Below are 23945 nucleotides of genomic sequence, written 5' to 3' on the forward strand. Positions count from 1 at the left end.
CCCGGTCCACTGACGGGGTGGCTGAACTATGAATACTCCACGAAATCCGTGTCGGCAGTGTGGTTTATCCGTTGACGATCCCGCGCCATCAGATGAGCCGATGGTTATAGGCGATTAGCGGTTTGCTACAGCTGTGGACATTTATTTGCCGCAATACCTATTGCGCATTGACTGTGATGTGAACCACATAAAATTCTTGGACGAACTCCCTTTGTTTAGGGCAGTATGAGCCGTCCGGAGTGGGGCTGACGGAATGCTTGGCAAACGCGGATGTCACGGGTGTCGGCGAGCTCGGAGATATCGATGCTGATCGAGTACGGCTCGCCGCTGCCTGGGTCGCGGAGGTAGGCGAGGTCGTTGGGGTTTCGTGCGTACGCGACCTGGAGGCTGCTGTCCCACAGGCGTCTGAAGTCGGGGTCTCGCATCAGGCGGTCGAACAGGTCTCTCGCGCGTGGACTGGTTCGGTAGAGGCCGAAGGCGCCACGCAAAATGGCGATGTGGAAGTCGGCTTCGTGCTCCCATTGCAGGGTGACATTCATCGCCGGGCGGACGTTCTTGCAGAAGCAGAAGAACCACAGAGCGACATTGTCTCGGGCTTCGCCGAGGCCGGGTAGCGCGCGGTAGAACGACTCGTTCGCAGTCAGTACGTTCCAGAGCGGGTCGGTATAAACGCAGATCATCCCGATTTTGTCCATATGAGCGAGGGCTTCGCGACGGCTCGGGGTGTCGACTCGTTCGCGTAGCTCGTCGACCGAGGGCAAGGGAAGAGGTTGTGCCCACAGGTGGCGGGTGTGCTTCGCCTGCATAGGGTTCATGTCGTAGGCGATGATGAGTTTGTCGATTATGTCCATGGTGGGCACAGTGCCGCGATCGATCTTGTTGATGTAGTCGACGCTGACGTTCGAGCGCTCGGCGGCTTGCAGTCGGGTGAGTCCGCGGTCGTCGCGAACGCGGCGGAGCCATGTGCCCAGCGTGGGCATCTCGATGCCGATGGCCTCGCCGCCGTGGATGGTCGGCAGGCGCCGGCGGATTCTTCTCCCAGGAGTCGGACCCAATGTCCTCTCCCCCCTCTTCTGCGGTTGTGATGTGTCACAGAGCTGACTGTGCGATGAAAGCAACTCCCCCATGAGTTCGACGCCGTTCCTACCAGGGAGTTGCGGTCCCGGCAACGCTGATTTTGCAGCACAGATTGCCGGGCGTTTGCGATTCTGGCAGGGGGAAGCGGGCCCGTCGAACCGGCAAGCAACTCTCCTCAAGGATTTTATTGGTATTTTTTGTACCAATTGGCGCGGTAATGCCTGCATGTTGTCGCGCTGGTGTTGGTAAATACCTTATTTGGTAAATTTCTTACCAACTACAGCTATGGCGCAACCGTGTCCGCGAGGTTTTGATGGTGGGGCAATGCCAACCGCTACGAAAGGGAAATTCGTGGATCCGACCACAATTCTGTCTTACCTCAACTTCGGTTCGTCGATCGCATCGAACGCTCTCAACATTGTGACCCAGCTCATCTCGCTGGTGGGGCAGTTCCTGTAAAGTCCCGATCCTTTACGCGGATGCGCCTGGCCGCGTTCTCGCAGCCAGGCGCACTCGCGCCATCGAGCACGGAACGCTCGTCGAATTCGAGCTGACTGCCTTTCTTGCTATGAAGGGTCTCTTTGATATGCAAATTTCCAGACGAAATTCAGCCGGTCCCGCACGGTCGACCCGACGTGCACACGGCGTGAGAAATTCGAGCGCGGCGATGTCGTCGACGCCGATGATCGCTCGCTGCGGGCGTTTTGTTATCGCGGGAGTCGTGCCGTTGTCGCTCGTGTTGTCGGCACCGGGCATGGCCGTGGCCGCGGGACTCGGCGATATAGCGGATCAGCCCGGCGTCACCAGCCCCGCGCAGCCAGGTACCACGACCCCCGCCGCGCCAGCTCCGCCGCCAGTTGAGCAGCAGCCGCAGCCCGACCAGCAGTACTCCGAGCAACCGCCGGAAATCCGAAACGGTACCTCGCCACGGCCGCAGCCGTCGGCTGATCCCGCGCCTCCCGTGCAACTTCAAGATCTGCATCCGCCCGAGCCCGTCGCACCCGTCGCGCCGATCGCGCCACCGGACAACACGATTCGCATCGGCGAGTGGCAAACACCCTCACCGGATTGGCTACCTACGCCGGTCCGTGACTGGATCAACGACACGTCCGCCGGTGCCGAAGCTCAGGTGGCGACCGCGTTGGACTCGATCGGTTTCCCGGCAGGGCGCTCGGACCGTGTCAGCGGTGCCACCCTGGCGGGCGCGGGCGTCGGAGGCGCTGCGGGGGCGGTGATCGCAGGCGGCCCGGTCGCCGCGATCGGCGCGGTCGTGGGCGGCCTCGTCGGCGGAACGGTCGGCGGTATCGCCGGGGCCGCGGTGGGAACCCTTGTGCCCGTGCCGGTTGTGGGAACGGTGACCTCCGGGGTCTTCGGCACGGCTCTGGGTGCCGCCGCCGGCGCAGCGGTCGGAGCCGCGATCGCTGGCATTCCGGTCGCGATCGTCGGTGCGATCGCAGGTGGGACGGTCGGTGCGGGTTTCGGGGCTGGAGTCGGGGTGGGGCAGCAGTGAGCACACGGATTGCACGGATCTCCGGTGGCACGGCCATCGCGCTGCTGTGCGGTGCCTCGCTGGTCGGCGGATCGGAACCCGCAGCCGCGCAGCAGATTCCGATCGGGCCGGTCTGTCCCGCGCTCTACGCACTCGGCGTGCAAGGGACCGGTCAGTCCTCACCCTGGGCGAGTCCGACAGTAGATACCGGGGTGATCGGTGCGCTGCTGGGCCCCGTGGTCTCCGCGGTCCCCGGATTGGTCCAGCGCAGCTACGTCGCCTACGAGGCCGGATTTGGCGGAGCGGTGCCGGGCGGCGGCGCGGACCCGTACGCGGCATCTGTTGCGTCGGCTCTGACCGGGCTCGAGGACGCAGCCACACAGGTGATCGCGGCCTGCCCAACCACAATGCTCGCGGTTGTCGGCTATTCCCAAGGCGCGCAAGCGGTCGCCGAGTTCGCACAGTCCGTCGGTGCCGGTAACGGTCCGGTGCCGGCAGATCGGGTCGCGGGAATCGCGTTGTATTCCAATCCGATTCGGGCCTCGGGTGAACCCGTCATTCCGGGCCGCCCCGGGCAGATCGCGCCTGATCCTGCGCCGGGAAGTGCAGGTGCTTCGGTATCGGCAGTGCAGCTCACCAGCTCCGCGTCTGCTGGTGGGGGAATCGCTGACGACGGTACGACCTACGGTGCCCTGACCGGGCGAGTGGCCGATATCTGTGTGGAAGGAGACCTGGCGTGTTCGGCACCGGACAACGCCGCAGTGCTGCGGGCGGGAGCCGAGCTCGCGGCGCAGGCCGACCTGCGTGACCCGATCGCGGCAGTCGGATCGATCCAATCGCTGCTCTCGGGCGCGTTGGGGGATGCCTGGACCTCGTTCGTGCTCAACGACTTCCATCTCGACTCCGGCAATGTCGACTACACCCCGACACGCACGCTGGCACAACGGCTGACCGACGCCACCGATCCTCGCATCCCTGGGCCCTTGCCAGAGGACACCGGCGCGGCGACATCGCGATGGAACGAGATCACCGCCACCATCGCCCAGAACCCGCTCGTCCTGCTGCCGAAACTCGTCTCGCAATTGTCCGGGGCGTGGGGTCAGTTCGCCGCTGGCAACAGCGACCTGGTCAACCCCGCGGTCTGGATCCGATTCGCGGACACGGTCGCTCGCCACAACGGCTACGCCACCACCGGACAGCTGACCTCCGGGATCGCCTGGCTCATCGCCCTCGCGCACGACCTAGCGGGGAGCTGACCATGACCGACTTCTACACACTGCTTCCCGCAGAACACGGCGACCGTCCCGGCCAACTGCTCCGTACACAGGCCATCACCATCCCGCAGCTCGACCACCGCACGAGAGCCTGGCGCATCATGTACGTCTCCAGCGACTCGCGCGGAGAACCGATCCCCGTCACCGCAACGGTGCTCTCCACGACGTCGACAGCGCAGCCGTCGCCGCAATCGACGCCGATTGTCGTGTACTGCCCCAGCTTCCACGGACTTGGCGGTCCATGCGCTCCGTCGCAGCAACTGCTCACCGGCGACGAACCGCTCGAACAGATCCGCGAAGCCCTCGACCGCGAGTGGACCGTCGCGGTGCCCGACGGCGAGAACCTCGGCATCACCGGCCTGGGCCCGCACACCTTCCTCGCCGCCCGCGCGGCCGCGCACGTCGCGCTGGATCTGGCCCGAGCCGCCCAATCGATACCGGAACTCACACAGTCGCACCCCTCGCGTGTACCCATCGTGCTGTGGGGCTACGGCGACGGCGGCCGTGCCACAGTATGGGCCGCCGAGCTCGCGCCGGAATACGCTCCGGAACTCGACCTGCGCGGAGTCGCGGCCGGTGCGGTCGTGACCGACCCCGGCGCGCTGGTCCGCACACAACATCGCGGACCGTGGGCAGCGCTGGCGCTGGCTGGACTGGTCGGACTCTCCCGCGCGTACCACCATCTCCCATTGCGTCATGTCCTGACCGAGGATGGCCGCCGGGTGGCACGACACGCTGAGCAGCTCAGCGTGGCGACGCTTCTCGCGCAGTACCGACAGCCGCTACAACATTGGTGCGAGCGCCCGGACCCATGGAACGACGCTATCTGGCGTTTCGTCCTGACTCGCGAAAGCCGCAGCAGCGCAGCAACTCCCGCCGCACCTATCCATCTGTATCACGGCGCCCACGATCCGATCGTGCCGGTCGAATCCGGCGGCGAACTGTTCATCGAATATCAGCGCCGAGGCATCGAGGTCAGCTGGCGCGAATACGACGCCAACCACCTCCGCACTGCCATCGACAGCACACCAGAAGTCGCCGACACGCTCGCCAGCTTCCTGCGTCGGCCACCGACCCGCGTCGGGCCGTTGCCCGGCCCTTAAAAACGCTCGAGCGACGTTCGCGTTGTCGCCACACGCCCTCAGAGATCAGGAATGCGAGGTGAATCCTTTGTTGCACAGTTCACACACTCAGCCCACACCCTTCGGCCGCACGGCCGCAGCTCTGGTGACCCTTGTGGTGGCGATCGCGTTCGTATCGACCGGTTTGCTCACCCGCTCGCACGCCGATGTCCCCGTCGACGGCGCATGTCCCGCGTTGTACGTCTTCGGGGTTCAGGGAACAGACGAAGGCCCTTCCGACGCTGCACCGACCACCGACACCGGAGCTCTCGGACAGTTCTTCTCGACACTGATCGCTGCGGCCGGAGCCACCGTGCAGCGCTCCTACGTGCGCTACGGCTACGCCGACGACGGTACCGAGACGCCGTATCAGCAAGCCGTGACCGATGCTGCGGACCTCCTCGGGAGGAACGCCGCCGAGATTGCCCAACGCTGCCCGGCCACTCGCATCGCCGCCGCTGGCTATGGACAGGGCGCCGCCGCTGTCTCTGCATTCGCCCACACTGTCGGCACGGGTGCCGGACCCGTGGAACCGGACACCGTGGCGGGCGTCGCCCTGTTCGCCAACCCCGCGCGTGCAGACAAAGCTGTGCTGCCCGGCCGTCCGGGACAGACCACCCCGACCGCCGCGCCCGGCACCGCAGGCACCGCGGTCGCACAGATCACGCTGACCGATACGGGAACCAGCGGATCAGGGATCGCCAGCAACAGCGCCGTCGACTACGGCTCACTCGCCGGACGGGTTGCTGACTTCTGCACTCCGGGCGACCTGTCCTGTGACTCCTCTTCCGATACACCGCTGACCAAGACTGTGAAAAACATTGCCGCACAGTCTGATACCGAGGATCCCATCACAGCCATCTCCACGATCGCGCAAGCGTTGGCGGCCACGGTGTGGAAGACCACCGTGGGGGTGGTCACCGAAGACCTCTCCGGCACGAGCTTGGATCAGCTGTCCTACCAGCCGACCAAAACGCTCGGGCAGCGATTGGCTGAAGCATCGGACCCCAGCACACCGACGCCCGGCGTCGGTGACGCCCTCTCGGTGCTGTTTCGGCTGGGAACGATCGGACTCAACACCGTGGTCTCGGTCGCACAGAAAGTATTCACCACAAGCACGATCAGCGAACTCGCCACAGTCGGCATGGCCGACCCGGTCGCCGCCCTGGCCGCACTCGGAGCGAAAGTCGTTGGCGCGGTGGCGGAATTGATTCCTCCGGCGACCGCACTGGGCTGGGTGAACCAAGCATTCACCGCCATCACAACCACAGTCACCAACGACAACGACCTCTACAACCTGGCGACCTACACCCAATACAGCGACACCGCCGGACGACACGACTCCTACACCACCGCTTCGGCCGACTCCTCCGGAACAGCCCCGCTCAGCGCCGCCGCCACCTGGTTCGCCGCCCTGGCCCGCGATATCGCCGCGACAAACCCCGCGACGTCACTACCTAAATCGGCCACACCGTCCACCAGTGCGACACCGAGCGCCGCAACGCCCACACAGTCCTCCTCGCCCCCGGTCGCGACTTCACCGCCAACGACCGCCAGCAGCACGCCTGCTCCCTAGACCCCTTCGGGCAGACGGTGGTCTCTGCGCCAGAGAGATACCCAGACCAGTCCCTCGCGGGCCGTCTGCCCGAAGGGCCCACCCACACCACATCACCCAGCACGGGAGGTGAATTCCTATGCCCCACAACACCACCACCGATTCGCGCACCCACGACAACAGCGAGTGGGGCTGGCTCGATAGCTCAACACCCACGGCATTGCCCGCCCAGCCCAGCGCCCCGACCAACCCAACCCGCGAGACCAACTCCGAATGGGGCTGGCTACCAGACGATCTGGATGCCGCAGCAACCCGCGATGAGCCGCGAGAGGACTTCGACGAGCGTCCGGTGTCGAGGACAGCACGCCTGCGATGGGTCGTTCCCATCGTGTCGATCCTGGTGTCGGTCTCGGTGATCGGATTTGCCGTCTTCGCCCTGGGCAGCAGGACAGAGTCCACCGTGGCAGCGCCGCAGACCGTGACCTCGAGTGCGACGCCGACCCCAGCACTGACCGGTGCCTGCACGGGCCTGACCGCCACGACGGTCACCGCCGGCCCCGGTGATCGGGCCAGCGTCACCGGCGTGATCGCCGCCTTCGAGTACGCCTACTACCAGCAGCGTTCGGCGGACGCGGCGCTGGCATTGGTCACTCCCGAAGCTGGGCTCGCAGGCGATCCGCTCACCGCTGGCATCGCGTCCATTCCCACTGGGACCACGCACTGCGTCGCGATCACACCGATCGCGGACGCCACGGCCAACGTGCACCTGGTCGAGCTGCACCCCGACCACACCCGAACGGACTACCTGCAGGTGATCAACCTCCGTCGCACACCGGCAGGGCTGTTGATCGACAACATTCAGAAGCAGGGATAACCGATGCACGCCAACGTCATTCACCTCCACCGCCCCGACAGCACCGAGCCGGGACGTTTCGAGCCAGATACCATCACCGCGCCGACTCCGGACCATCAAGCACCGGTTCGTCCCACCTCGCTGCCCACGACCGGCCCCTACCCGCCTCTGTTCGCCGTGCAGGGAGCACACGGGGGCGCCGGCACAACCACGTTGGCGCACTGGTGGGCACCCGCAGTAGATACCGGACTGGCCTGGCCCGCCTCCCCGCAGACCACACAACGGGTAGTCGTCGCCGCACGCGACTGCCTTCCCGGACTCACCGCCGCCGCTGACCGGCTTCGCGAATGGCATGCCGGACTGGCTCCCTCGGGTGTCATCGTCCTCGGACTGGTGCTGACCCCGGTCCGTCCTGGGCGCGTCCCCGCAGCGGTTCGCCGCTATCGGCGCATCGTCGCCGATCTGGTGGACGAGGCGATCTGGTCGATCCAATGGCACGACGAGCTCCTCGTCTGTGACCTCGCCCAGCTGGCGCAATTCACGCCGAACGATCCCCCGCCATCCCGACGCGCAGACCTGAGCAGCGCGGTGCCCATCGATGTGCACCGAGCGGGGACAGCGATCACCGCGCGGATCGCCGCCACTCGTCCGAAAACCGACCGTGACTTCTCCGGGGAGCTTCAATGACGTTGCCACTGATGCTGTCCGCCGTCGAGATACTGGCTCAGCAGGTCCACATCACTCCCGAGCAACCACCCGGTGCCAACGGCCTGATCAAAATTGTCAATTGGTTGTCGTGGTTCGTGATGCTCGCGGGAATTGCTGCGCTCATCTACGCCGGCGGCAAATTCGCGTGGGAACGCTGGCACGGCGGTGCGGTCGAAGCCCCCAAGATCGTTCTCGGTGCACTCGTCGGCGGAATCATCGCCACCAGCGCAGGAACGATCATGACGCAGATCACGAGCGCGCAATGACATCCCTGGCGAAATCCACGGCCCGCGAACGCCTTTCGATATCGGCACCGACTAACGCGTGTATCGCCGTCTCGGCCGAGAGGTATCCCTTCGCCCCGAGCTTCGAGGAATCAGCACTATGACCCTGCTCGACCCCAGTGTATTGAGCGTCCAGTCCACCGACGATCTCGAACTCGCCGCCACCCGGCTCGGCGCACCTAACGCGGCCAAGACCGTCGTTTACGTCCACGGCCTCTTGAGTGACGGCAGCTACTGGTCGCCGGTCGCCGAACACGTGCACCGCCGTCTCGGTGACAACATCACCCAGATCGCCTACGACCAGCGCGGCCACGGCATCTCCGGTCGACCCGACCGCCACACCGCCACCACGCTACGTCATCTGGTCGATGACCTCGACGCGGTACTCGCGCACGCCAGCGGCGAGGTCGTCCTTGTTACCCACTCGGCCGGGTCACTGGTCGCGGCCGCGTACGCACAACACCACCCGACCCAAGCCTCGGCCCTGTCCGCGTTGGTCATTTTCAGCGGCGGCGGAGAATTCCCCGAATTCCCCTCTCTCGCTGCGCATTACCGCGAGCTGCCACGCCGGGTGCAGCGGTTCAGGCGAACCCGCCTCGATGCCGTGGCTGTCGCGATCATTGCCTTCCTCGAACACCGCTTCCGCGCTTTGAGTCGACGTCTGGGCTCACGGGCGCCACTGGTCTGCGGCGCACGCCGCGGCGACCCGCGGGTCCTGGCCGATGTGCTCGCCGCCTACGGCGAGTTCACTCTCGACGCTGACGCGGCCGCACTGCTTCGCGGTATTCCGACCTTCGTGATCGCAGGCGAGCGCGATCGGGTAGTCCCACCAGCCCAATCTGTTCGGCTGGCAGAACGCATCTGGGCCGACTACGAACTGGTGCCCGGCGCGGGCCACAGCCTCCCGCACGCAGAGCCTGGCCGGGCCGCAGACGTGATCGTGCATGCCCTCGAATCCGTCGAACGCAACGCAATCGACGAAACCCTCGCCCAAGCCGAACGCGCCGCCACCGCAGCAGGAGACGAACCGTGGTGCTAGCGAAATCCCTTCCGCCACAGGTCACGCAATACCTCAGTCCGATGCTGGGATGGCTCGCCTGGATCGTGCTGCTGCTGTGCATCGCGCGCACGATCTTTCTCGCTGGCCTGCTCGGGATTCGCATCTACCGAGAAGAAGCCACCGAAGGACTAGCCGGATCTCTCCTGGCCGCAGTCCTGGTCGGCTCCGCCAGCGGCATCGCAGCCGCGATCTACCCGACCCACTGACGCTCATAAGGAGCGAGAAATGCGCTATTCACCCTCGACGGTCATAGGCAAACTCACCCTCAGCGCGGGTCTGCTCGGGTCGACCATCCTGCTGGCCGGGTGCAGTCACCACAGCACTGATCCCGCGCCCGGAACCGCCACGACCGCGAACATCGATGCTCAGCCGAGCAACCTGAAAGCGACTGTATTTCAGGGCATTTCGTTGCCCGTCGCGGATCAGGGTCCGCGAGACAATAGCGGCGCTGTGGTGAGCGGATTCGATCGAAGTCCCGTCGGTGCCGCTTTGGCCGCGATCAACGCGACAGTTCGGATATCTGTTGCGACTGATAGTGAATGGGCGCTGATCGGTCAGCGGATGCTCGCGGCGGGACCCGGTCGTGACGCCTGGGCGATCGCTCGATCGCAGATCTCCATTACCGACCCCATTACTGCCAGCGCCCCGAGGATCGCTGGATACCGCGTCGTGATCTACGCCGCGGATCGGGCCGAGATCGCCATTTTCACGATCCAGTCCGATCAGTCGCTCACTCGGAACGCCGCAATTGTCATTTGGCAAGACGGTGACTGGAAGTTACTGCTTCCCGGCCACCTTCAATCATCGCCTGTGCAAACGGTGACCGCCTTGCCTTCCAATCTCATTCCGCTACCGCTTCCATGAGATGAGGACGCGCCGATCATGAGCCTTCGACGTCCCGGACCCGTGCTGCCCATCGGAATCACGGTCCTGATCATCACTCTCACTGTTCTCGCCGCAATTCGATACCACGGCAATTCCGACGGTGGGTCGACACCTGCCGCGAAACTCGCAACCCCGACGGCAAGCACGACGACAGATTCCAGTTCGTCTCGCGTGCCCACCACCGACATCTTCGGCAACAGGCTCGAAACTCCAGGTGATCTGGCCGGCGTCCCCCTTCCACAGGAGCCGATGCTGCGGCCGAACCCGAATCGGCCCGACTACCTCACCGCGGCTCCTGCTCGAATGCAGTGGCAGCGCGGATGGGGAGGCGCGGCGCTGCCGATCTCCGGCAGCGACGGACCCACCACCATTGCGGCAGGAGTGGCTTCAGGGTTTGCCGACACCCCGCAGGGCGCTGCCCTGTCCGCGTGCGACGCGATCGCGCGAGCCTTGTCCGCGCCAGAAGAACTGTGGCGCAGTGTTGTACAACAGCGGTTCCTCGGCGGCGGTGCGGCCCTGATCGATCGCATCGCCAGTAGCCGCCTCGAGACGCTCAACGCCGCGACCTATGTTGTCGTACCCGAAGGGATCCGGGTGCTCACGGGGTATCGGCCAGATTTTGCTGTGGTACAGATCGCCGTTCGCGCGACCGGTGGATGGGCGTACGCGAACTGGCCAATGGCGTGGAGCGATGGTGACTGGCGAGTGCGGGTTCCCGATGACATCGAATCTCTCTGGGCATCCGCAGTTCCGGTCAGCTCACTCGCAGATTTCGGTTCCTGGAAGGGAATTCCGCTATGAGCGGCCCGATTCTCCTCGCATACCCGAGCGCTGAGCCCGGTCCTTTGCATGACTCCCCAGGACAGATCCTGTGCAACCTACCGAATGTCGTGGGAGCGGTGTGCCAGTTGAAGAATCTCGGCGAAAAGGCCGTGGGATCTGCGGGGAGCTCGGTCCTGGACAACATTGCCAACATGTTCGGAGAGGCGTTCGGCAATGCACTCCGGATGGCGATGACCTGGTGGGTCAGCCTACCTTCGCCGCAATTGGCCTCCACTGCCGGTGACCCCGGCCCGGTGCTTACCTCGATTCAGGGCTATACCGGCGGCCTGCAAGTGCTGCTGATGATCGCGGGCATTCTCTTCGGTGCTGCCCGGCTTGCCATGGCCAAACGAGGCGGCGTGGCGGGCGAAGCGCAGGAGAGCTTTCTCGTCTTTGCTCGTGCAGTTTTCGCCTCGATGATGTTCTCGGCGTTGATCACGATGGGCACCAAAGCCGGTGACGCTTTCAGCAATTGGGTGATTTTCGACGCAACGAGGGGTGACCTCAACAGCGCTGTCTCACGGTTGGTGGACTTCGACCTTCGACACAATGGCGGGCTAGGGTCGGCGCTTTTGCTGTTGCTTGGGATCTTTGGCGTGATCAGCATGCTCGCGCAGTTGGTGATGCTGGTCGTGAGGCAGGCCGTGCTGATCTTGGTGGTCGCCGCGTTTCCGCTTGCGGCCTCGGCGGCCGGTACGGGCCCTGGTTCACAGGCCTATAAGCGAATGCTGTCGTGGGCGTTGGCGTTCGTGCTGTGGAAACCGGTCGGTGCGCTCGTCTACGCCATTGCGTTTACCGCGGCCGGCACCAAGAGCAGTGATCAACAAGACGCCCAGCTCGTACTGTTGGGCCTGCTTCTGCTGCTGGCGGTACCGATTGTGCTGCCCGCGCTGATGCGATTGGTCGCGCCAGCGGTGTCGACACTGGGGGGCGGGGGAGGTGCGGCGGCGGCGCTCGCGGGTGGTGCGTTCGGTGTCGCGATGGGATCGATCGGCGGCGGGGGATCCAACGCACGCAAGGTCTCCGAAGGAGACAACGACACGGGCGGTGGGTCGAAACCCGGCGGGGGTGCGGGCGACGGACCTTCGCCCGGCGGAGGTGGTGGCGGCGGACGTCCGATGTCCGGTGGAACGGGCGATTCCGGTGGCTCCGGTGGCGGATCCGGATCGGGAGGGCCACCAAGCGGAAGCGGCGGATCCGGAGCCTCCAGCAGTGGCCAGGCCGCGGCAGCCAGGGAGAGCGGCGGGGCAGCGGCCGCCGGCGGCGCGGCAGCTGCGGCGGGCCCCGCCGGAGCAGTGATGGCTGCTGCAGAAGGGGCGAAACAAGCTGGGCAGCAAGTTGCTTCGGCGGTCGATGACAAGTTCCGGGATGCAACGGAGGCTGGGTGGGATGTGGACGCGCCGAGTCCCTTGGAGGTACGGCGATGACATCCGCACGCATGTACGGGAGATGGGAAAAGCCGCGCTCGGCAGGCTTTTTCGGGCTGACCTGGGGCGTAAGTATGGTCGGCCTCGGATTGGTGATTGTGGTGATGCTGACCTTCATGTTCAGCCACTCGCTGTCGCTGACGGGCATCGTAATCGGTTGCAGTGCAACCATGTTCGCTCCATTGGCTGTCACCATTGGCGGTAGGACCGGCTGGGAGACCGTCGTGCTGCGCTATCAGTACGCGATGGCGCGGGCGCGTGGCGAGCTGGAATATCGTGCGGGGAGGTTCTCGCGGATTCCGGGTTTGGCGAAATTGCCTGGTCTGCTGGCAGATTCGAGGCTTTCGGAGTACGAAACGCCCGGTGGCAAGCGGTTCGCGCTGATCCATGTCCGCCGGACCGACCACTACAGCGTGGTCCTGCGAGTGCTGCCGCGAGGCAAAGAGCTCGTCGACCAATCCCAGATCGACGCCTGGGTCGAGGACTACGGCCAGTTCCTGGCCGCGCAATCGCGCGGCGGGGAAGTCGTCGCTGTCACCTCCGTGGTCGATACCGTCGTCGAGACCAGGCTCAAGCAGCGACGCGAAGTCGCCCGGCTGGTGCGCAACGACGCGCCGGAGTTCGCGAAAACCGTGATGCGCGAGGCCGCTAACGACATCGGCGGACTCGGCGTGCGCATCGAAGCCAGGATCGCGATCACCTACCGAGCAATCGGGAAGGGCCGCATCCGCCGCGACACCGCCGAACAGGCCCGCGAGATCGGGCAACGCCTGCAAGGCGTGCTGTCCCAACTCGCCCGTGCCGGCCTGCCCGCCACACCGCTGGAAGCGTGGGAAGTCCTGGGCTTGGTGCGATCGCGCTACGACATAGCCTCCCAGCGCGATGTCGAAGCGGCCGGACGAGACATACTGCGCACCCAATCCTGGGACAGCGTCGGCCCCATCGCGCATGCCGACCGTTGGGACCACTACGTCCACGACGGCGCCCGGTCGATCACCTGGGAAATGGACGCACCCCCACGCGGCGCGATCCTCGAAACCGGTCTCGAAGAACTGCTGCGCCCGCGCCTGGACGTACCCCGCAAGCGGGTCGCCGTCATCTATCGCTTGCACTCGGCCGCCGAGGCAGCCGACCTCGTCGACTCCGACTACAAGGACGCGTTGGCCGCTGAGCAGACCGAACGCGGAATCGCGTCCGCGTCAGCCTCGATCCGCGTGGACAACACTCGCGCCGCCCGGCAAGAGCAAGCCCGAGGTGCGGGCCTGACTCGCTTCGGTGCCCTTATCACCATCACCGACGCCCTCGACGGCGACCTTCCAGGAATCGAAGCGTCGGTACGAGCGATGTCGGCTGCGGCACGACTGCGTGTGCGTCGCTGCTACGCCGCTCAGGCCGCAACCTTCGCCGCCAGCCTCGGCATCGGGCTCATCCTGCCCGAGCACACCTCGATCTCCAAACGGGTATCGGCATGACCGGTCGACGTCGCCCCCATACGCGTTCGGTCGCGTCCCGCACACCGAGGACGGTCAAGGTCGGCGGAATCGCGATCCTGACAGCCGAAGCGCGGCAACGAGCCGAAGCCGCCGCGCAAAAGCGCGGAGTGCGTGGGCTCACCGCACGGTGGGCACTGTCGTCTGATGACCATCGGCGCGCGAACGCCGAACGCCGCAGCGACGCCGAGCACCACAGCGACTATCACCTACCGCGGGCGACCCTGACCGACCGGGGCTACCAGGGCCTGGGTGGTGGGCGAGCGTCGGTGGTGCCGGCGATGCCCGAATGGCGCTCGACCACTGTCCAAGTCGCTGGCCTGTGGCCCTTTTCGGTCGGAGCCGCGGCACCCACGGTCGGCACCCCCGTGGGCACGCACTACATCACCGGCGCTCCGGTGCACTTCGATCCGATGAGCTGGTTCCTGCGCGGATTTATCACCGCACCAATTGCTTTCATCCTGGCGCTCAACGGATTCGGCAAGAGCTCGCTGATCCGCCGGCTGGTCACCGGATCGGTCGCCATGGGGGAGACCGTGCTGTGCATGGGCGACACCAAGCCCGACTACCGCGACCTGGTCGAGAAACTGGGCGGCCAGGTCATCGAACTGGGGTACGGCTACGGCAGTATCAACCCCCTCGCCGTGGGGGCGCTGGGTTCGGTGATCGATCAACTCCCCGATCCCGACCTGCGTCGCCGCGTCGCCGCACGCGTGGAAGCCGGGCAGGTGACCATCGTCGCCGGGCTCATCGAGTTGGTCCGCGGCTCACGCATCGCCGACTACGAAGAGACGCTCATCGCGGCCAGCCTGCGCGAACTCTACAGCCCAGCAGGAGGATTCACGCCAGACAGTCCACCGCTGCTGTCGGATCTGCTGGCCGTGATCTCCAACGGTGCCGATCAACTGCGCCAGTTCGCCGAAGAAGACGACAACCCCTCCTATCGGGCCAGCACGAAAATGCTGCGACGTTCGCTGCGCGCTCTGATCGAAGGACCCTGGGGCGAGATCTTCGACCGACACACCAGCACACCCATCGACCTACACAGCCCCGCAGTGTGCGTAGACGTCTCACGCATCCCAGAGGGAGACACCAAACTCCTCGCCGCGGTCCTGATGACTTGTTGGAGCGAAGGCTTCGGGGCGGTCGCCGCCGCGCACGCCCTCGCCGATGCCGGACTCGCCCCTCCCCGCACCTTCGGGGTCGTCATGGACGAGATCTGGCGGGTCCTGGGCGTCGGAGAATACATGGTCGACCGAGTCGACGCTTTGACTCGGCTCAACCGGGTCTTGGCGTGCTGGCTGGTCATGTGCAGTCACACCATCAAAGACCTCGCCACCATGAAGGCGCTCGGCTTCTTCGAACGCGCCCGCGCCAAGATCATCGGCCCCGTCGGCCCGGACGAAATCGAACGCATCCGCGCCACGGTCTCGATCACCGAGACCGAGAAGCTACTCGTCACCTCCTGGGCCGCACCCAGGCCGCCGACCGATGACGGCCTCGATGGCTCACCGATCCGCGAAACACCCCCGGGCACAGGCTGCTACCTGCTCAAAACGGGTGAAGCCGCCGAGCCGGGCATCGCCTTCCGCATGACCTTCACCCCGACCGAGCGGGAGTCGCAGATCCACAACACCAATCGGCGCTTCGACCACCTCACTACCACAACGCAGAGCGATCACGACGACTTCCGCGCACCTGCGATGCGCGGCGCCCACGGTACTGCGGCAGCCTCCGACGGCGGGGAGACAAGGCGGTGACCCGTGAATCTGTCGAAAACAGCGGTGGCGGGCGCGTTTTCGCTCTCGCTGCTCCTGATCGTGTTGTTCCTGGTGATGATCGGGGCCACACCAATCTCATCGTGCGCGACGTCCTTGTCGGGCAGTGGGTTACAGGGCTCCACGGGTGTGCAAGTCGACGGACTGACCGAAGGGCAACTACAGCTGGCCCGCAACGGGGTCGTGATCGGGAAACAACGCGGCGAACCCGAAACGGTGATCCTGGCCGAACTCGCAGCGCAAGCCACCGAATCCACATTCCGGAACCCGGCGAATCCCGCCGTGCCCGAATCGCTGAACTACAGCTCAGACGGGCTCGGATACGACGGCGATTCAGTGGGCCCCCATCAGATGCGTGCCAGCGTGTGGGGATCTGTGGGCATCGCCACCCTGATGAACCCGGTCTATCAGATCAATTGGTTCTACGACCAAGCCGATCGCATCCCGGGCCGAGACCACATGGCGCCCGCCGACCTGGCACAAGACATCGAGGTAGCCCGGGTCAATGCGTATGCGGGACAACTGGATTTGGTGCGAAGCCTGTACTCCACGTTCGCCGACGTAAACCCTGCGCCGTTGTCCACGGCCCAAGCGGGTCAACCGGCGAGCGGATGCGGCTCCAACGGAGCCGGTGCATTGCTGCCCGGGACGACAAGCGATTTCGGGGCCGCGATCATCGCGGCCGCCGAGAAGTGGATCGGCACCCCCTACATCTGGGGCGGCGGGGACCAGAACGGGCCGACCGACGGTGGCTTCGACTGTTCGGGACTCACTCTGTACGCGCTCTACCAGGCCTCCGGCGGCCGACTGCGGCTACCGCATTTCACCCAAGCCCAGCAAGACGACCCTGCCGGGAAGGTGATCCCGTTCGAACAACGCCAGCCCGGCGATCTGATCTTCTTCACCTCCCCGGGCGAGAGCACCTCCCATCACGTCGCGATCTATTACGGACGCAACGAGCAAGGCCAGGACCTCGTCCTGCATGCCCCCCAGAGTGGGCAGACCGTCACGATCGCGCCGCTGTGGAACGGCGACCGTCTCGATCTTCGCCGCTATTCGATCCCCGCCGACTCCGGCACCAGCGAAGTAGGGAAAAGCCTGTGACAGAACCCGATACAGCCCCTACGGGGCGCAGGGAGTCTTCCGACGGCATCGAACCGCCTCCCGGCCAATCCGAGGTCGGCGCGCGGGGAGTCCGGTCGGGGAAGAACACGACACCCGAGGAGCAGATGGCCCTTCTGGCCGCCCGCGGACCACAACTGATGCTGTGGTCGACAGCGACGCTGCGAACCTTCACGGTGTGTCGGCCTGACCGAACAGTCATCTGGCACGCGAGGTTCCATGCCGACCTAATCATTGACTCCGCGATTGTCGCAGCGAAAGTCGCAGCACTACAAGCGATTTGGATCGCGGCGCGCGCCCCGCAGGAGTGGGGTGCCGATGTCGCCACGCTGCGACTGGTCGTGGCGCAGTCAGGTCTCGAGCGCGAGGAACTCGCCACTGCCGCGATCAGCAACGGACTGATACTCGACCTCGTCGTCGACGCCACCACCAATCCAGCCCTTTCCCACCCGGATGACCAGTTCATCGACTGGTGGACCGGCGATCTCGGTTCCTTGATCCGCAACCCGCAGGGGCTGCTATGACATGCGATCACCCCGAAAAGCAGGTCTTGTACGCAGCGGTTGCGGTGGTTGTGATCCTGTCCGCAGCGATGCTCGAAGGCTGCGCTCAGCCCGGGACATCCGATGGCAGCGCCAAGATTGATTGTCGCGCTGTGCAATTCGTGCCCCCCTTCGAACATATCGATGGCTGCTCGCCGTCGCAGGTTGCCCTCGCAGCAGTGCAGACAGTTTTCACCTATCGACCCGATCAGCAGGCAGACCAAGGCGCGTCGTTCCAGTCGGCGACGCCGCTGATGGTTGCGGCGCTCGCTGCCCGCACGGACACGACCGCCCACATCCTGGCACCTATCACCGGCCCGCAGTGGCAGCGGTGGCGAGACTTGGGCGTCTCAGTCGTCGCGACCGCGCGCCTCGGAGCCGACGACCACCCACCCGACACCGACGTCATCTTCGCTCGAGTCGCCGCAGTCACCCTTCAGCCCGACAACCGAGACCCATCGATCCTGCTCACGGTCTTTGTACGAGCGACGAGGCCGGATTCTTCAGTGGCATGGCGTGTTTCGGCGTTGGAGGTGAGAACGTGAGCGGCGGCGACCCGGTCGAGGAGGGCGGGCAAGCGGTCCGGACCGGATTCGTGCAGGCCATGCAAACCGCGGCGATGACGATGAACCTGCTGCAACGGCGCGGTGCCGAATCGCGCTCGGCCGCCGAGTTCGAACGCCGAGCAGAGGAGTCGGAGATCCGGCTGCAGCAGAACCGCGAAATCCACGATCTCAAGGCTGCCGGCTATCAGACTCGCGCCAGCAATGAGTCCGAACTCCACATGCTCGAAACCGATTTCAAGGCCCGCCAGATCGAGCGCGCCGAAGAGTTGCACGTGCTCGAACGCCGGATCAAAGAACGGATCATCGAACGCGGTGACGCCGACCTGGCCCGCCGCACCGCCGACGCTGCGGCCGAGCGTGGGAACAAAGACGACCTGCATCAAATCCAGCGCCAGAACCTGATCAACCGCGGTGCCTGTGAAGAACAACGCCACGATCTCGACGTCGAATACAAGAAGCTGCTCATCGACATCCGCCGTCGCGCAGCGGGATTCACCGAAACCCTCAACTCCCAGGCCCCCGACCAGGCCGCCGGAATGCGCTCGGCCGCCGCCTACGCGGCCGCCCACAGCACGGCCGACCTCTCCGATACGCACCAGTCGCATGCCGACGCGTTCGACGAGCGACTCGCTGAGGACACCGGGATGAGCGCCTCCGACCTCTCCGACCCCGGGCCGGAGGATCTCGGTCCGCGCCCTGGGACGGCCCCCGCCGTGTGGCAGGCAACCCGCGGCCTGACCGAAGAACTGAACTTCTACATCGTCGTCAACCATGCCACGCAATCCGACACCGGCACTGCGGCAACCGAAGCGGTCGACGGCACCGTGATCGAAGCAGCGATCGATCTGGCCGACGTCATCGACGCCGAAGTCGAGGAGGACCCCGGCATCGCCCCGATCACGACACCCGAGGCGACGGCTGGATCCGCAAGCGCACCGGACCAAGGACTCGAACCATGACCAGCCGCTATGCGCCGTCCGAAGGCGGAGTCCCGTCCCAGTGGGCGTGGACGGTCAGGAGAAATCGATGAGCAGGCCGAGCAAACCGACCCGGATGCAGATGAAGGTCCTCAAAGCCGTCCACAATCAGGCGGCGATGGCGCGGCTGATGCAGGACCGAGCCAACGTCCAGGAGCAGACGACCGGCCAGGCGCGGCCCAATTCCTGGTACGAGGACTTCCACGGGCACGCGTTGCTGCGTCAACAACTCGAAAACGCCGCTGCCGCAGCGGCGATCCCGCACGCATGGATCGAACAATGTCGAGAGCGCGGCGATCTCGGGATGCGATGGCGAGCCGACCTGCACTGGCGCGAGCCCGTGCTGATCCCTCGAAACCAATTCTTGGCCGAACTCGAAGGGCAGGTTCGGCACCTGCAGGGCATGGCCGCTGTAGCAGCGACCTATGGCGAGATCGGGGCACGCGCCGAGGTCGGCACCGCGCAACTGTTCGACCGCAAGCTGCGGGTCTTGGCCCAGCATGCCCGTGCCATCGCCAGCGTCCTGACGATCTCGGCCGAGGAAGCCGATCGATTGTGGGGCGAACACACCTGGGACGTGGCAACCGCGACCGTGCGCGACCTCGATGCGTCTGCACTGGGGAAGCGGTGGCGAGGGTACGCCGGGATCTACACGACTGATCTTGCGCTGCAAGCCAAGGCGCTCGGTGACGTCGGCCTGCCTCCGGAGAGCGGTGTGTGGGAGCGCATGACTCCGGCCCACATGATCGAAGAGGTCAGGACTCGGCTGTCAGCGACCCCACGTGAGCCGGGCGTCGACTCGCCATCCGGCACGCAGATCGGAGAAGCGATCGAGGTCGCCGGAATTCCCATCGAGGTGGACACGCCGCTCGATGTCGACACCATCGCGACGCATGCCCCTGCGACCGAGACAACGCCAGGGATCGAGCCATGAGTGAGACCTTAGACCAGATCCCCACCGAGCCAATGCAACTCACTGCGCCGAGCGCTGCGCACAAGGTGATGCTGCGCGAAATTCAGAACACCGCAAAACAGTGCACGGACATGCTCGAAGCACACCGGAGAGTCGGCGAGATCACCGGCACCATCGCGCCTGACTCCTTCTACGCCGTCTACCAGCGCCACAACGAGCGGGGCCGGGAACTGGAGGCTATCGCGCGAGCTGGTGGAGTGCCCGAGAACTGGATCACCCACGTCCGCAGCAAAGGCGAACAATCCATTACCTGGCACGACGTACAGAAATATTGGCCGAACGCCGAACCCGTCGACCGCCGTGCACTGATCGAGAACGTGAGTGCCGAGGCCCAAACTCTACGTCTCGCGCTCGCAGTCTCCGCTACGGGCAAGATCTTCGACGCGAACGGGCAGCGGCTCTGGCCCGTCGGAGCATTGAACGACTTCATGGACGCGTTCTGGAAACGCATCTCCGGGATCGGGTCGCTGCTCAATCCCACCGCAGCCGAGCGAGAACAGATCTGGCCGACGAGCGCCAAATGGGCCTACACCTCCGTCGCGACGGTACGGGCCTGGGATCACCGCGAACTCGCCGACTGGCGTGACCGAGACCTCAACCTGTCCGGACCGTTCGAGGCAGAACGCGTACGGCTGCTGGCCGAGCTGCCGGTCGCCGAGCAGCACCCGATCGTGCCGCCCTATTCCACTCTTGTCGACCTCGTCGGGGCCGCCCACCGCAGCCTGGAGCATCCCACCGAGCGCCTCGCGGACGACACGCCCGCATCAGCGGTCCAAATCGACGCAGGGAACGGGGAAGCGATTGCCGAGGCGGTTGCCGCGGCCTCGCTCATCGGCCAGGAACCCACAGCCTCCGGACTCGACGACATCGCCAAACAGCCGGGCGAGTATTCGCCCGCGCTACTCGACACAGCAGGTCCCGAACCCTGAATCCGGGAACTGCCCGCGACCGCAGGGCGAACAAAGCCATTGCACAGCAAGCCGATACGAGCAGGAGAGCAGTGAATGACCGAACCGAATCCGCCGACCGCGATGGCAGGTGAGCCTGCCTGGCGGCTACGCCTACTCGAGCGAATACAGAACCTGGCCGCCGATCGCGCCCGTGTTCTCCAGCAGGGATGTCAGATCGGTACCGGGGGAGAGGACGCCCCATTGCTGGCCTGGCGCACCCAGCTACACCTGCTGGCTGATGCCCGCGAGGAAGTCGAAACCCACGCCAAGGCGATCGGGATCGCCCAAGAACACATCGATGACGCCCGGCTGCTGGGGAATAGGGGATTTCGCGTGCATTCCGATGCGCGATTCGGAAACCCTGTCCGCGAGAAGATGATCGACGGTGTCGTGGCCGATACCTGGCAACTGCAGCACATGGCCGCCCTCCACATGGTCGGGGCGCTGCATCCCAGCACCATCGGCGCGGGAACGGATTCCGAAGCAGCCGCCCAATTCGAACGCAACATGGCCGCAGTGTGGATGCGCGCCACCGCGGTCTCGCACGCGATCTCGCTGACCGCCGAGGAATACGCGGGCATGTGGGCCACCGACACCACCGCATGGCAGCGGGTCCTGGCCGCCACCGTGGACACCTACGACACGCAGGGACTCGAAGAACGCTGGCGTGTCTACGCCTGGCCCGGGCTCGCCGACGAAGCGCACCGAGACCTGCGCGCACTCGGCATCCATCCCGCCGACGCCTTCGCCCCTGAACCCATCCCCTCACCACGGGCGATGTACGAGCAGATCTCCACCGCGCTCGACGTCACCGACGATGCCGCCCTCGCGCACACGATCGACACCGCCGTCGACGCGGCGCTGCCCACCGCGGTCCAACTGGCGTGGTCCACCGAATCCCCTGACGTATCGAGCAATTCGCTGGCGCACACAGATCCGTCTGCCGAGGTCGAGCCGTGAACGGCTGTGCCCCTCGGCGCGTGGGCGAAAGGAGCGGGTCGTAGTGACCGAGCCACACCGCGCGGCAGGCGCACGAAACATCCCACCGGATCAGGTCGCGCTCCTTCAACGCATCCAAGGGTTGGCGTTGCAGAGCGGTCAATTGCTGCAGCAGATGTACGAAACCAGCGGCGACGCACGAACATCGGTAGAGGCGATCACCGAGATCAACGCTATCGATCGTGACAGGGACCTGACCGAGATCAAGGCTCGCGCCGCAGGCGTCCCTGCGGAATGGATCGATCGAGTCCGAACCCTGGGCCAGCGCGGATACCCCTGGCGCGATGATCAGTCGTTGCCCGATCCAGCCCCCCGTGCACAGCGTCGCACCATTCGACGAGTTGCCGAGGATGTCGAACAGCTCAAGGACATGGCCGCTGTCCACGCCGCCTACTTGCACAGCAAACCTGTCGATGAACTGGTCTCGGCCATGGAACAGGCGGTGACGCAACAGCTTCACCGCAACATGGCTGCGCTGTGGATGCGCGCCGGACGCACTGCCGAGTCGATCGGCATGAGCGCCAGGGAACGGACCGTCTTGTGGGCTGTGACACCGCAGGACTGGCAGCAGCGCGTCGGGCACTACCTCACCGACAAGGACCTCGGAGAACTACACACCCGCTGGCGCGGACACGGCGATCCGGCCATCGCGACCGCGGCACGCAAGTCGCTGAGTCGGCTGGCCCGCGCCGGTGAACACGGCCCCGACATCCCGCTACCGGACATGCCGATGCCACCACGCCAAATGCTGAGCGAAGCCCACACCGCCGTCGCCAACCCCGACTTCTCGGACGGCGCTGAGAGCGCCGCGATCAGCGCGGCGGTCGAAGCCGCTCTGCCCGAGGAACTCTCGGTCGACTGGTCGGCTGACAGCCATCCGTTCCCTGCAACGTCAGGTCCGCAGAACGAGCATCGCGCCGACAGTGAGCTGGAGCCATGAGCACAGCGAGTCGAATTGCCCTGGTGCATAACACACGCGGAGAGTTGAGGAGGGCGCGATGACCGCCCCCGACCCTGAACCGCCGACAGAGTCGATCGAGCGGTGGAAGATCGATCTGCTGCAGCGCGTGCATGACCTCGCGGCAGAGTTCCGACGTATCGACGATCTCGGGGCCGCCGGCTACGACGGCACCGACGGCGACGGCACGAAGGATTGGCTCGATCATGTCGACGCCTTATCGGCTGTGCGTGAAGCGACCGAACGCATCGCGTTGTCGGCAGGGATCCCGCAACCCTGGATCGAGCGTGCCCGCACCGTCGGCGCTGAGTACTCCCCGACGCCGCCACCGGATCTGTCCGAGCAACCGGCGAGTGAAGCCAAACAGTTCTACCTCGACATGCTCAGCGTCGACGTGTGGAACCTGCAACGCATGGCCTACGTAGCCGCCGCGCGAGAACTCCGCGAAACCGAAGGCTCCTACGAGTTCGGCACAGCCCCGTTCGCCAGAGCCGAATACCAGCACAACATGCAACTACTGCACCTACGGGTCCGCGCACTCGCCGACGCCGCGCAGCTCACCCATGCTGACGCCGAGAAGCTTTGGGGCGCAGCAGAAAACGCGGACCTGCAGCAGGTGACAGCCGTGGCGGTCAATAGCTGGGACAACCTCACTCTCGAATTCGCGTGGCGGCAATACACGCAACCCAACCCCGCCAACACCGTCCCGCCCTACCTGGACGCGGACTACCACGGCGAACATCCACACGCACACGGTGCTATCAGTCCACCCACCCCTGAACAGCTCATCACCGAGGCCGCGCAGACGCTGCGCGTATACCCCTTCGACCCGCCGACAGCGCAGTGGGACATTGAAATTGCCGTCGACGTGGCGACACCGGCCGACACCGAGTGGCAGTGGGGACCCGAACCGCCCCCCTCCGACACCACCGTAACCCAGCCATCACCCAGCCCCGGACCCGAGCCCTGACCGGCCGCTGAACCCTGGTGACCTTGAACTCGGCATGAGGGGTCACCGCCGGAGATCCCGCTCAC

Annotated in this window: 24 protein-coding genes; 23 read left to right on the plus strand and 1 reads right to left on the minus strand. The window is 65.4% G+C overall.

Translation table 11 applies throughout. The features are described from left to right. Nucleotides 1-215: 215 nt before the first annotated feature. Nucleotides 216-1055: a helix-turn-helix domain-containing protein gene (locus ABZ909_RS34595; protein WP_357008333.1), complete on the minus strand. Its 840-nt coding sequence runs from the start codon at nucleotides 1053-1055 to the stop codon at nucleotides 216-218. 743 nt (nucleotides 1056-1798) lie between these two features. Here ABZ909_RS34595 and ABZ909_RS34600 point away from each other — a divergent pair. The 23 genes from ABZ909_RS34600 (at nucleotide 1799) to ABZ909_RS34710 (ending at nucleotide 23880) form a co-directional block, all read left to right on the plus strand. Then, nucleotides 1799-2587, plus strand: a complete 789-nt coding sequence (locus tag ABZ909_RS34600) for a hypothetical protein (RefSeq protein WP_357008335.1) — start codon at nucleotides 1799-1801, stop codon at nucleotides 2585-2587. After that, nucleotides 2584-3822, plus strand: coding sequence for a cutinase family protein (locus ABZ909_RS34605; RefSeq protein WP_357008338.1), 1239 nt, complete (start codon nucleotides 2584-2586; stop codon nucleotides 3820-3822). The genes ABZ909_RS34600 and ABZ909_RS34605 overlap by 4 nt, the downstream gene beginning before the upstream one ends. 2 nt (nucleotides 3823-3824) lie before the next feature. Next, complete coding sequence (locus ABZ909_RS34610; protein WP_357008341.1) at nucleotides 3825-4943, plus strand: lipase family protein; 1119 nt, start codon at nucleotides 3825-3827, stop codon at nucleotides 4941-4943. A 58-nt stretch (nucleotides 4944-5001) separates the two neighbouring features. After that, nucleotides 5002-6537 carry a cutinase family protein gene (locus ABZ909_RS34615; protein ID WP_357008343.1) on the plus strand — a complete coding sequence of 512 codons (1536 nt, stop codon included), beginning with the start codon at nucleotides 5002-5004 and terminating at the stop codon, nucleotides 6535-6537. A gap of 118 nt (nucleotides 6538-6655) precedes the next feature. Next, a complete protein-coding gene (locus ABZ909_RS34620; RefSeq protein WP_357008346.1) occupies nucleotides 6656-7390 on the plus strand; it encodes a hypothetical protein in 735 nt (244 codons plus the stop codon). A 3-nt stretch (nucleotides 7391-7393) separates the two neighbouring features. Further along, nucleotides 7394-8056, plus strand: coding sequence for a hypothetical protein (locus tag ABZ909_RS34625; protein WP_357008349.1), 663 nt, complete (start codon nucleotides 7394-7396; stop codon nucleotides 8054-8056). Continuing rightward, the gene (locus ABZ909_RS34630) at nucleotides 8053-8343 is read left to right on the plus strand and encodes a hypothetical protein (RefSeq protein WP_357008351.1); all 291 of its coding nucleotides are present in this window, start codon (nucleotides 8053-8055) and stop codon (nucleotides 8341-8343) included. Before ABZ909_RS34625 ends, ABZ909_RS34630 begins: the two co-directional genes overlap by 4 nt. Before the next feature lie 118 nt (nucleotides 8344-8461). Then, nucleotides 8462-9400, plus strand: a complete 939-nt coding sequence (locus ABZ909_RS34635; protein WP_357008354.1) for an alpha/beta hydrolase — start codon at nucleotides 8462-8464, stop codon at nucleotides 9398-9400. Next, nucleotides 9391-9627: a hypothetical protein gene (locus tag ABZ909_RS34640; protein ID WP_357008356.1), complete on the plus strand. Its 237-nt coding sequence runs from the start codon at nucleotides 9391-9393 to the stop codon at nucleotides 9625-9627. Before ABZ909_RS34635 ends, ABZ909_RS34640 begins: the two co-directional genes overlap by 10 nt. Nucleotides 9628-9646: 19 nt before the next feature. Then, nucleotides 9647-10285 carry a hypothetical protein gene (locus ABZ909_RS34645; RefSeq protein WP_357008358.1) on the plus strand — a complete coding sequence of 213 codons (639 nt, stop codon included), beginning with the start codon at nucleotides 9647-9649 and terminating at the stop codon, nucleotides 10283-10285. 192 nt (nucleotides 10286-10477) lie between these two features. Beyond that, complete coding sequence (locus ABZ909_RS34650; protein ID WP_357008361.1) at nucleotides 10478-11107, plus strand: hypothetical protein; 630 nt, start codon at nucleotides 10478-10480, stop codon at nucleotides 11105-11107. 107 nt (nucleotides 11108-11214) lie between these two features. Next, nucleotides 11215-12555, plus strand: coding sequence for a hypothetical protein (locus tag ABZ909_RS34655; RefSeq protein ID WP_357008363.1), 1341 nt, complete (start codon nucleotides 11215-11217; stop codon nucleotides 12553-12555). Next, nucleotides 12552-14027 (plus strand): SCO6880 family protein, encoded by a 1476-nt coding sequence (locus ABZ909_RS34660; RefSeq protein ID WP_357008365.1) that lies wholly within the window; start codon nucleotides 12552-12554, stop codon nucleotides 14025-14027. Before ABZ909_RS34655 ends, ABZ909_RS34660 begins: the two co-directional genes overlap by 4 nt. Further along, nucleotides 14024-15805, plus strand: coding sequence for a hypothetical protein (locus ABZ909_RS34665; RefSeq protein WP_357008367.1), 1782 nt, complete (start codon nucleotides 14024-14026; stop codon nucleotides 15803-15805). Before ABZ909_RS34660 ends, ABZ909_RS34665 begins: the two co-directional genes overlap by 4 nt. 3 nt (nucleotides 15806-15808) lie before the next feature. After that, complete coding sequence (locus ABZ909_RS34670; protein ID WP_357008369.1) at nucleotides 15809-16927, plus strand: C40 family peptidase; 1119 nt, start codon at nucleotides 15809-15811, stop codon at nucleotides 16925-16927. 125 nt (nucleotides 16928-17052) lie between these two features. Further along, nucleotides 17053-17469: a hypothetical protein gene (locus tag ABZ909_RS34675; RefSeq protein ID WP_357008371.1), complete on the plus strand. Its 417-nt coding sequence runs from the start codon at nucleotides 17053-17055 to the stop codon at nucleotides 17467-17469. After that, complete coding sequence (locus ABZ909_RS34680; RefSeq protein ID WP_357008373.1) at nucleotides 17466-18032, plus strand: hypothetical protein; 567 nt, start codon at nucleotides 17466-17468, stop codon at nucleotides 18030-18032. Before ABZ909_RS34675 ends, ABZ909_RS34680 begins: the two co-directional genes overlap by 4 nt. Beyond that, complete coding sequence (locus ABZ909_RS34685) at nucleotides 18029-19012, plus strand: hypothetical protein (RefSeq protein WP_357008375.1); 984 nt, start codon at nucleotides 18029-18031, stop codon at nucleotides 19010-19012. The genes ABZ909_RS34680 and ABZ909_RS34685 overlap by 4 nt, the downstream gene beginning before the upstream one ends. 67 nt (nucleotides 19013-19079) lie before the next feature. Continuing rightward, nucleotides 19080-19964 (plus strand): hypothetical protein, encoded by an 885-nt coding sequence (locus tag ABZ909_RS34690; RefSeq protein ID WP_357008377.1) that lies wholly within the window; start codon nucleotides 19080-19082, stop codon nucleotides 19962-19964. Next, nucleotides 19961-20932, plus strand: coding sequence for a hypothetical protein (locus ABZ909_RS34695; RefSeq protein ID WP_357008379.1), 972 nt, complete (start codon nucleotides 19961-19963; stop codon nucleotides 20930-20932). Before ABZ909_RS34690 ends, ABZ909_RS34695 begins: the two co-directional genes overlap by 4 nt. A 75-nt stretch (nucleotides 20933-21007) precedes the next feature. Further along, on the plus strand, nucleotides 21008-21913 hold the full coding sequence (locus tag ABZ909_RS34700; RefSeq protein ID WP_357008382.1) for a hypothetical protein: 906 nt from the start codon (nucleotides 21008-21010) through the stop codon (nucleotides 21911-21913). A 43-nt stretch (nucleotides 21914-21956) separates the two neighbouring features. Next, nucleotides 21957-22892 (plus strand): hypothetical protein, encoded by a 936-nt coding sequence (locus ABZ909_RS34705; protein WP_357008385.1) that lies wholly within the window; start codon nucleotides 21957-21959, stop codon nucleotides 22890-22892. A 58-nt stretch (nucleotides 22893-22950) separates the two neighbouring features. Beyond that, entirely contained in the window at nucleotides 22951-23880 is a 930-nt protein-coding gene (locus ABZ909_RS34710) for a hypothetical protein (protein WP_357008388.1), read from the plus strand. Nucleotides 23881-23945: the final 65 nt, after the last annotated feature.

This window comes from Nocardia sp. NPDC046763, assembly GCF_040645495.1.
Classification (GTDB): Bacteria; Actinomycetota; Actinomycetes; order Mycobacteriales; family Mycobacteriaceae; genus Nocardia.